Genomic DNA, 7328 nt, shown 5'->3' with positions numbered 1-7328 from the left:
CGACCAGAGTTTCAGTGCCATCATCCATCTCGCTGCCGCCGTCATAAACTCACGATGAATCTCAACAAGCCCTAGTCCGCCCACCATTAGGAAATGAACCATGCGCAATATCGTTCTCGCAACCGCATTTGCAGCCCTCTCCTCCGTCGCGCTTTCGGACGCCGCGTATGCCCATGCCCATCTCGAAGCGGCGCAACCGCCGATCAACGGGACGGTCAAGGAAGCGCCTACGGAGCTCGACCTCAAGTTCAGCGAGGAGCTCAACCTGAAGTTCACCGGCGTGAAGGTCACCGGACCCGACAAGAAGGCGGTCAAGACCGACAATGACATGCTGATGGACGGCGATAAGACCTTCATGGTCAATCTACCAGCAGGCCTTGCTGCCGGTACCTACAAGGTGGAGTGGCATGCGCTGTCGCAGGACGGCCACAAGACACATGGCGACTACAAGTTCACCGTGAAGCCGTGATCGGCCAGAGGGGGCACGATTCGTGCCCCCCTCGTTCGCTCCGCCCGATGATGGACCACCCTACGTCCGATCGCCCGGCCGCCCGATGACGCCGGACACCCTGCTCATGGCCTGCCGCTTCGTTCACGATGCGGCGCTGATGCTGCTATGGGGCGGCTTCGGCTATCTTGCAACGCTTGTCCCGCGACGTCTGGCCGAGCCGGTGGCGGAGAGGTTGACGATCTTTCGCCTTGCGGCGGTGAGCCTGGCCCTGGTCACGACATGCGCGGCATTGCCGCTGCAGGCCGCGATGATCGGCGATGGCTGGCCGGATGCCGTCAATGGACAGGTGCTCGGCGACATCCTTGTCTCGACGAGCGTCGGCAAGGCGTGGCTTTTGCAACTGTCCGCTGCCGGCGCGCTGGCGATCGCGCAGAGCGCTTCCGCCCGCCTTGTGCCAATGGCGACGGCTGCGACGGCGGCCCTGGCCTTGGCCAGCCTCGCGCTCACTGGACACGCCGTCATGCAGGACGGCTGGCAAGGCGTTGTCCATCCGCTCAACGACATCCTGCACGTGCTTGCCGCGGGGGCATGGTTCGGCGCCCTGCTGCCACTTGTGCTCGTGCTGGCCAGATTCGGCCGGCCGGCATTTCGGGCGGAGACCGCGACAGCGCTTCGCCGTTTCTCGACGGCCGGCCACTGGGCGGTCGCGCTGGCGATCCTCTCCGGCATCGGCAACAGCCTTTTCATCATCGGCTGGCCGCTCGGCTGGGGTTCGACCTACCAGGCTTTGTTGACGGCGAAGATCGCTGTCGTGCTCGTCATGACTTCGGTGGCGATTCTCAACCGCTACCGGTTTGTGCCCCGCATCGGCCGCGACCGAGCATCGGCCCTCGCGGCAATCCGGACAGGCACGCTGGTCGAGATCGGCCTCGGCCTTGCCGCCATCCTGCTCGTCGCGATCTTCGGCATGCTCGATCCGAACGGCGGGGAGTGATCCTACCTGATGGCGGAGCCCGATTGTTCCGCGATATGGGCTCGTCCGCAAAGGCGGGCGAGCCCGTTCGAGCGTCAGGCTCCCGCCGGCTGAAGACCAGCTTCCTTGAAGCGCTTCGGCACCAAGCAGTCGATGATGGCGAAGACGACGATCGCGATGCCAGTCAGCGGGAAGATGACTGAGACCGCGAGTGCGATGACGATGATCGCCACCGGCGCCCGGTAGTTCTTCGGATAAACCGGCGCGCCGAGGCGCCCGGCCGGGCGACGCTTCCACCACATCACGACGCCGGACAACGCCATGGCGATGACGGAGAGGCAAAACAGCACGTTGAGCGCCGTGTTCCACCAGCCGAGATTGGCCTGGTGCAGGGCAATACCCACCGCCATCGCCTTGCCGGCCAGACCGTAGTCGGCGAAGCGCACGTCGGCGAGGATCTTGCCGGTGTAGCGGTCGATATGCACAGTGCGGTCGCCGAACGGGTTCTTGGTGTCGGCATCCATCGAGTCGGCCGAGATCGTGTACACGCCCCCGTCGTCCTGCGGCGCGTTGATGCGAAACTGCTCGGTGAATCCATTGGCACGGGCGTAGGCAGCGACCGTGTCGAGATTGACGGAACCCATCTGCAGCCCGGCGGAACCCGCCTGCGAACCCGACATCGGCATCGGCGTCTGCTCCAGCGCCCAGGGCACTTCCTTCATCGCGCCATGGTTCATCGAGGCATGGGTCTTGTCGGAGAGCGGAACATTGTCCCATTTCGCCGCCGGAAAGGTGCTCCAGGCCTGCATGATCTTGGTGCCCCAGATGCCGGTCCAGGAGAGACCGGAGAGCAGGAAGAAGAACAGCACGATCGAGAGGTAGAAGCCCAGGGAGACATGGATTTCCTTCCAGAACGAGCGCCCCCGCGCGGAGAGATTCGGGAACAGCACCTTGCCGAGCGAACGTCCGTTGCGCGGCCACCACATATAGAGCCCGGTGAGGATGAGCACGATGCCGAGGCCTGCGGCGACCTCGATCAGACGATCGCCGACATCGCCTAGCAGCAGCGTGCCGTGGATGTTGTCAGCCCAGTAGAACCAGGTATCATCCTTGGCGATTGTATCCAGCGCCTTGGCGCCATGCGGATCGACGGCGACCACATTGTCCTTGCCATTGCCGTTGACGATGAAGACGGTGGCGCGGTCGTCTTCCTTCGGCACCACCATCAGCTTCAGCGCGCCGCCGGGAATCGCCGCGACGGCCGCTTGCGACTGCGCCTCGTAGGAAGCGCGCTCGCCACCCGGCGCCACATAATGCTTGGCGCCGAGAAAGGTCTCGATCGAATTGCCGTAGACCATGATGAGGCCGGTGCAGGCGAGCACCAGCAGGAAGGGAATGACGTAGAGGCCGGCATAGAAATGCCAGCGCCAGATGGCGCGATAGAGCCTTGTGCTGACAGCCACGTCCGGCTGCTTCGCAAGCGTTGCGGTAGACATGATAACCTCTCCAGGAAGGCGGTCCGAGCGGCCGCCGTTGCAAATGTTTGAAGGGGGAACAGCCGCGTCCGGGACGCGGCCGTGCTATTTCAGTCGCGTGCGATGCCAGGCGGCACATGGTGGACGGGAACAGCCAGTTGGCCGAACAGCCATGCCACCACGAAGGCATCAAAGACATCGAGGCCGTTGCGCTGCAGATCGAACAGCCGCGCGCCCAGTTCGGGAGACTTCGGGACAACTCAAGCGAACACGGCAAGGCCGGACGCCGCACCCGTGGCGAAGGTCAGTCCTAACTGCACCCAGGGACTGGAGCTTGTGCACTGGCCCAGTCTCATGCCGAGCCGCCGATCAGCCGACGCAGCTTCTGCACCCGCATCGCCATCTCCTCGCCATAGGAGATCGTCCCGGTGAACTGCCCTTCGGCATCCATCAGGAACATCGTCGCGGTGTGGTCCATGGTGTAGTCGCCGTCGTCGGTCGGCACCTTCTTGTAGTAGATGCGGTATTCCTTGCCGATTGAGGCGATCTCGGTTTCGGTGCCGGTAAGCCCGGTAATGTGCTTGTCGAAAGACTGCAGGTAGCGCGCCATGAATTCCGGCGTATCCCGCGTCGGATCGACGGAGACGAACAGCACCCTGAGCTTGTCGGCATCAGGGCCGAGGGTCTTGAGCGCTTCCGTCGTCTCCCACAGCGTCGTCGGGCAGACTTCCGGGCAGCGCGTGAAGCCGAAGACGATCGCGAACGGCTTGCCGCGCAGGTCGGCGTCCGAAAGCTTCTCCCCGGTCTGGGTGGTGAGCGTGAACGGCCCGCCGATCGGCGAGACGTTCCGCTGCACCAGCCTTGGCCAGACAAGCATTGCGGTTATCCCGACCAGCATAAGCGCCAGGCAGGCGAGCGCGATGATCGAGCCCAATCGCTTTGCCGGACGAGCACTATTCGCCGTGGTCGTCATGCTCGCCTCCCATGGCGTCGACGGCGTATTCGACCTCGACCGTGCCCACCTTCTCGAAGGTTAGCGTGCCCTTGAAGGGCTGGCCCTGTTTGACCGGCTGCTTCAGGTCCATGAACATGATGTGGAACGAGCCGGGCTTGAGCGTGACCTCACCGCCGGCCGGTATCTCCAACCCGTCGGCGAGTTGCTTCATGGTCATGACGCCCTGGGCGTCCACAGCCATTTCGTGGACTTGCGTCATGCCGGCTATGTCGCCGGTTGCCGAGACGAGGCGATCGGCCGTCGATCCATGGTTCTTCAGCGTGAAGTAGCCGGCGGCAACCGCCGCACCTTCAGGTGTGGCACGCGACCAGGGATGGACGATCTCGATATCGCCGGCCTTGAACTCATGTGCCCACAAGGAGTGGGTTGTTGCGAAAATCAGTGCCAGCGTGAAAACGGCGATGCCTATCCGTTCCTCGAACGAACGAAATCGGCCGAGCGGATGGGCAAACGAAAGCGTGCGCGCGAAAGCGCGGAATGGATGTTGCATCTGGATTGCTCCCAAGGCGGTCCCACCGATTTGACGGCGGAATCCGAAGCCTTTGATCTTGAAGGGTAATGTCCCGCCTACGCGGGTCGCCGATCAGACCAATATTGGGGGAGCGCGGGGATTGCCGGGCCGATAGCCCTGCTCGTTGAGGTCTATCGTCTTGGGGTGGGTGAACGCCAGTCGCTCGGCGATGCGAAGACCTGGCGCGATCTGGCCGATAGTCGTCGGCGCGGCCACGCCTGGCCAGAACATGCTGCAGGCAAAGGTGCAGCAGGAGGGGACTTTGGAGTGATCCGGCGAACTGTTGCCGCCCGAACCGTCATGACCCGGACCGTTGATGCAGAGCGGATTGCCGAAAGCATCCAGTTGCTGCCCAGCGCCAACCGCGCCGAGCGCGAAGGCGCCGACGACGGATTGGACGACAAGCACCAGCGCAAGCGCTAGCGCTCCAATCAGCCCTGCTCTCCTGGTGCGATAGCCCACAAACGGCCTCCAATGACCGATACCTATCATCACGCCGGAGTGATCAGAAATACTTTCCAAAGGTGCGGCGATTTGTGCAGGCCGTTTTGCGGCACCAAACGGCCTACGATTGGGCGATGAGGTTTGGACCCTGAGGGCAAGCCATGCGCAGGGCATCCAAGGCTGTTATAAGAAGTACAGCAGGCGCAATTCTTGCCCAACGCGGCAGACCCAACCAGATTGAGAAGGTGCGATCTATCATCGTGCGATGGATCCTGAACCGGTGGTCATTTACTCGAGCGGCCGCAGAGACGCTTCGCGACACTTCAACAATGTGAACCGTCACGCACAAGTAGTGAGCGAGCCCTGTTTGATCATCTTCGGCCACTCTGGACCAAGCGTGGTTCTGGCATCGACCGCATTAGTGCCCAGAGGGTCGCCGGCCTTAAACATCTTTATCGCGAAGGCCTGGGAATGATGGCCTGAGTAGATAGTTGGTCCTGGCTGATAGGTCGTTGTCGCATTCAACGATCCGCCGTAGAGAGTGCCCACTGTCGAATACGTTCCAGGCATCTGCGTCGCGGTGACAGTGTTCTGCGCCGCCGCATCGTAGATGATGTACTTATCGAATCCAGCTTTGATCGTCTCGATGGCCGCTTCTCTTACGGCGACTCTTTCCGCCCCTACACCACCACAGACAGGCGCCGCTCTTGCCGTCACGATGGCAGTGTCGCCTGATGTCTGCACAACACTAGTCCCTGCACATCCTGAAACGACTAGCGCACTACAAAGTGCCGGTACGACTTTCATGAAATTCCCCCATTCTTACCCAACCAAGTAATATCCCGCTCGCTGATAAAAAAGAAGGTGGTTGGTGCTGCGACAAGCCAAGCTCGGCGGCAACCACTCACTACGTCGCCGCAACTCGACCCGCCAAACTGAGATGAGATGGACATCAGATGTCAGGGTGGCTCTATTAATCTTCAAGAAAATCGAAGCCTCACCCCAGCGTCTCCCTTATCGCCGCCGCCAACCGCTCCACCCCGTCCCGCGTCTGCGCCGCGTCACATGCCGCATAGCCCAGCACCAGCCCTTGCGTCGGCGCCGTGTTCTGGAAATATTTCGACAGCGGTGAGACGTTGATCGCTCTTCTTGCCGCGGCCTGGCTGACCTTGATGTCGTCTATGCCTGGCTTGAGGTAGCCCACCACTTGGATGCCGGCTTCGGCGGGGGAGAGGGTGATCTCGTCGCGCAGGCGCTCGGTGACGATGTCGCGGAAAAGCTGGCGGCGCTGGGCGTAGATGCGGCGCATGCGCTTCAAGTGCCGGCTCATATGGCCTTCGGTGATGAAATCGGCCAAGGCGGCCTGCAGCAGCAGCGGCGCGAACTGGCCGGTGGTGGAGAGCGCGTTGACGATGCGGCCGGCGAGCTCCACGGGAAGCACCATGAAGCCGAGGCGCAGCGCGGGGAACAGGAGCTTGGCGAAGGTGCCGACATAGATGACGCGGCCGGAGCGGTCCATGCTCTGGATCGCCGGCACGGGACGGCCTTGAAAGCGGTATTCGCCGTCGAAATCGTCCTCGATCACCCAGGCGTTCGCGGTTTCGGCGATGTCGAGCAGGCGCAGCCGCTCCTCCATGCGCATGGTGATGCCAAGCGGATGCTGGCAGGCCGGCGTCACATAGATGAGGCGGGGCAACGGGTCCGGCGGGTCGAGATACCAGCCGCGCTCCTGGTCGACCGGGATGGGTAGGATTTTCGCGCCGGCCACGGTGAAGGCGGCCTTGGCGCCGTAATAGCCGGGCTCCTCCATCCACACCGTATCGTCGGGGTCGAGCAAAAGGCGCGCAAGAAGGTCGAAAGCTGCCTGCGCGCCGGTGGTGATGACGATCTGCTCGGGCCTGCAGCGCACGCCGCGCGCGGAGAAGAGGTAGCCGGCGATCGCGTTCTTCAGCGCTGGGTGGCCGGTGACGTCATAGGTGCCGAACAGCGTCTCGCCGCCATGGCTGGCGCGGCGCGCCACCAGCCGGCCCCAGACGCCGAAGGGAAAGCTCTGCGCATCCGGCATCCCGGGGTGGAAGGCGACGTGACCCGGCCTGCCGTGATGATAGGGCTGGCTGAGCAGTTGCTGGCCGCGCAGCGAGGGCTGGCGCAGCGGCACCGGCGGCTCCTCCGCCGGCGTTTCGCGCGGGCCGTCGGGCAGGTCGACGATGACCGGGCGGGCGCCCTGGCGGTTGGCAAGATAGCCTTCGGTGACGAGCTGGTCGTAAGCGGTAACGATGGTGTTGCGGCCAAGGCCGAGCTCGGCGGCCAAGGCGCGGGTGGAGGGCAGCTCCGAGCCCGGGGGAAGCGCGCGGCTGCGGATGATGGCGACGAGGCCGTGATAGAGCTGGCGCGAGAGATGCTCGGGGCTCGAGCGGTTTACCGCCAGCATGTCGAGGGGGAAGGCCTGGGGCTTGGGG

The 7328-nt window shown here is 63.3% G+C and carries 9 protein-coding genes; 3 read left to right on the top strand and 6 right to left on the bottom strand.

The genetic code is table 11. The features are described from left to right. The first annotated feature begins 100 nt into the window (after positions 1 to 100). Together copC and copD are read left to right on the top strand one after the other, a co-directional pair. Positions 101 to 469, top strand: a complete 369-nt coding sequence (copC, locus tag FJW07_RS31370) for a copper homeostasis periplasmic binding protein CopC (protein ID WP_140647744.1) — start codon at positions 101 to 103, stop codon at positions 467 to 469. Positions 470 to 554: 85 nt separating this feature from the next. After that, on the top strand, positions 555 to 1445 hold the full coding sequence (gene copD / locus FJW07_RS31365; protein WP_140860908.1) for a copper homeostasis membrane protein CopD: 891 nt from the start codon (positions 555 to 557) through the stop codon (positions 1443 to 1445). A gap of 74 nt (positions 1446 to 1519) precedes the next feature. On the opposite strand, the gene FJW07_RS31360 is transcribed toward copD, so the two are convergent. Further along, the gene (locus FJW07_RS31360; RefSeq protein ID WP_140860907.1) at positions 1520 to 2920 is read right to left on the bottom strand and encodes a PepSY domain-containing protein; all 1401 of its coding nucleotides are present in this window, start codon (positions 2918 to 2920) and stop codon (positions 1520 to 1522) included. Between the two features lie 137 nt (positions 2921 to 3057). Between FJW07_RS31360 and FJW07_RS31885 the strand changes: the two genes are divergently transcribed. After that, entirely contained in the window at positions 3058 to 3213 is a 156-nt protein-coding gene (locus tag FJW07_RS31885; protein WP_181182787.1) for a hypothetical protein, read from the top strand. A 38-nt stretch (positions 3214 to 3251) separates the two neighbouring features. Here FJW07_RS31885 and FJW07_RS31355 read toward each other — a convergent pair whose 3' ends face one another. The 5 genes from FJW07_RS31355 to FJW07_RS31335 form a co-directional block, all read right to left on the bottom strand. Beyond that, the gene (locus tag FJW07_RS31355) at positions 3252 to 3872 is read right to left on the bottom strand and encodes an SCO family protein (protein ID WP_140860905.1); all 621 of its coding nucleotides are present in this window, start codon (positions 3870 to 3872) and stop codon (positions 3252 to 3254) included. Beyond that, entirely contained in the window at positions 3853 to 4404 is a 552-nt protein-coding gene (locus tag FJW07_RS31350; protein WP_140860903.1) for a copper chaperone PCu(A)C, read from the bottom strand. The genes FJW07_RS31355 and FJW07_RS31350 overlap by 20 nt, the downstream gene beginning before the upstream one ends. A gap of 93 nt (positions 4405 to 4497) precedes the next feature. Continuing rightward, entirely contained in the window at positions 4498 to 4887 is a 390-nt protein-coding gene (locus tag FJW07_RS31345; protein ID WP_140860901.1) for a hypothetical protein, read from the bottom strand. 321 nt (positions 4888 to 5208) lie between these two features. Continuing rightward, positions 5209 to 5676, bottom strand: coding sequence for a hypothetical protein (locus FJW07_RS31340; protein WP_140860899.1), 468 nt, complete (start codon positions 5674 to 5676; stop codon positions 5209 to 5211). 190 nt (positions 5677 to 5866) lie between these two features. Further along, positions 5867 to 7328, bottom strand: a 1462-nt coding sequence (locus FJW07_RS31335) for a PLP-dependent aminotransferase family protein (protein WP_140860897.1), incomplete at its 5' end; no start/stop codon positions are given.

This window comes from Mesorhizobium sp. B3-1-9, assembly GCF_006439595.1.
In the GTDB taxonomy this organism is placed as follows: domain Bacteria; phylum Pseudomonadota; class Alphaproteobacteria; order Rhizobiales; family Rhizobiaceae; genus Mesorhizobium.
Note: the sequence above shows the minus strand (reverse complement) of the source record. Positions and strands in the feature narration are given on the sequence as shown.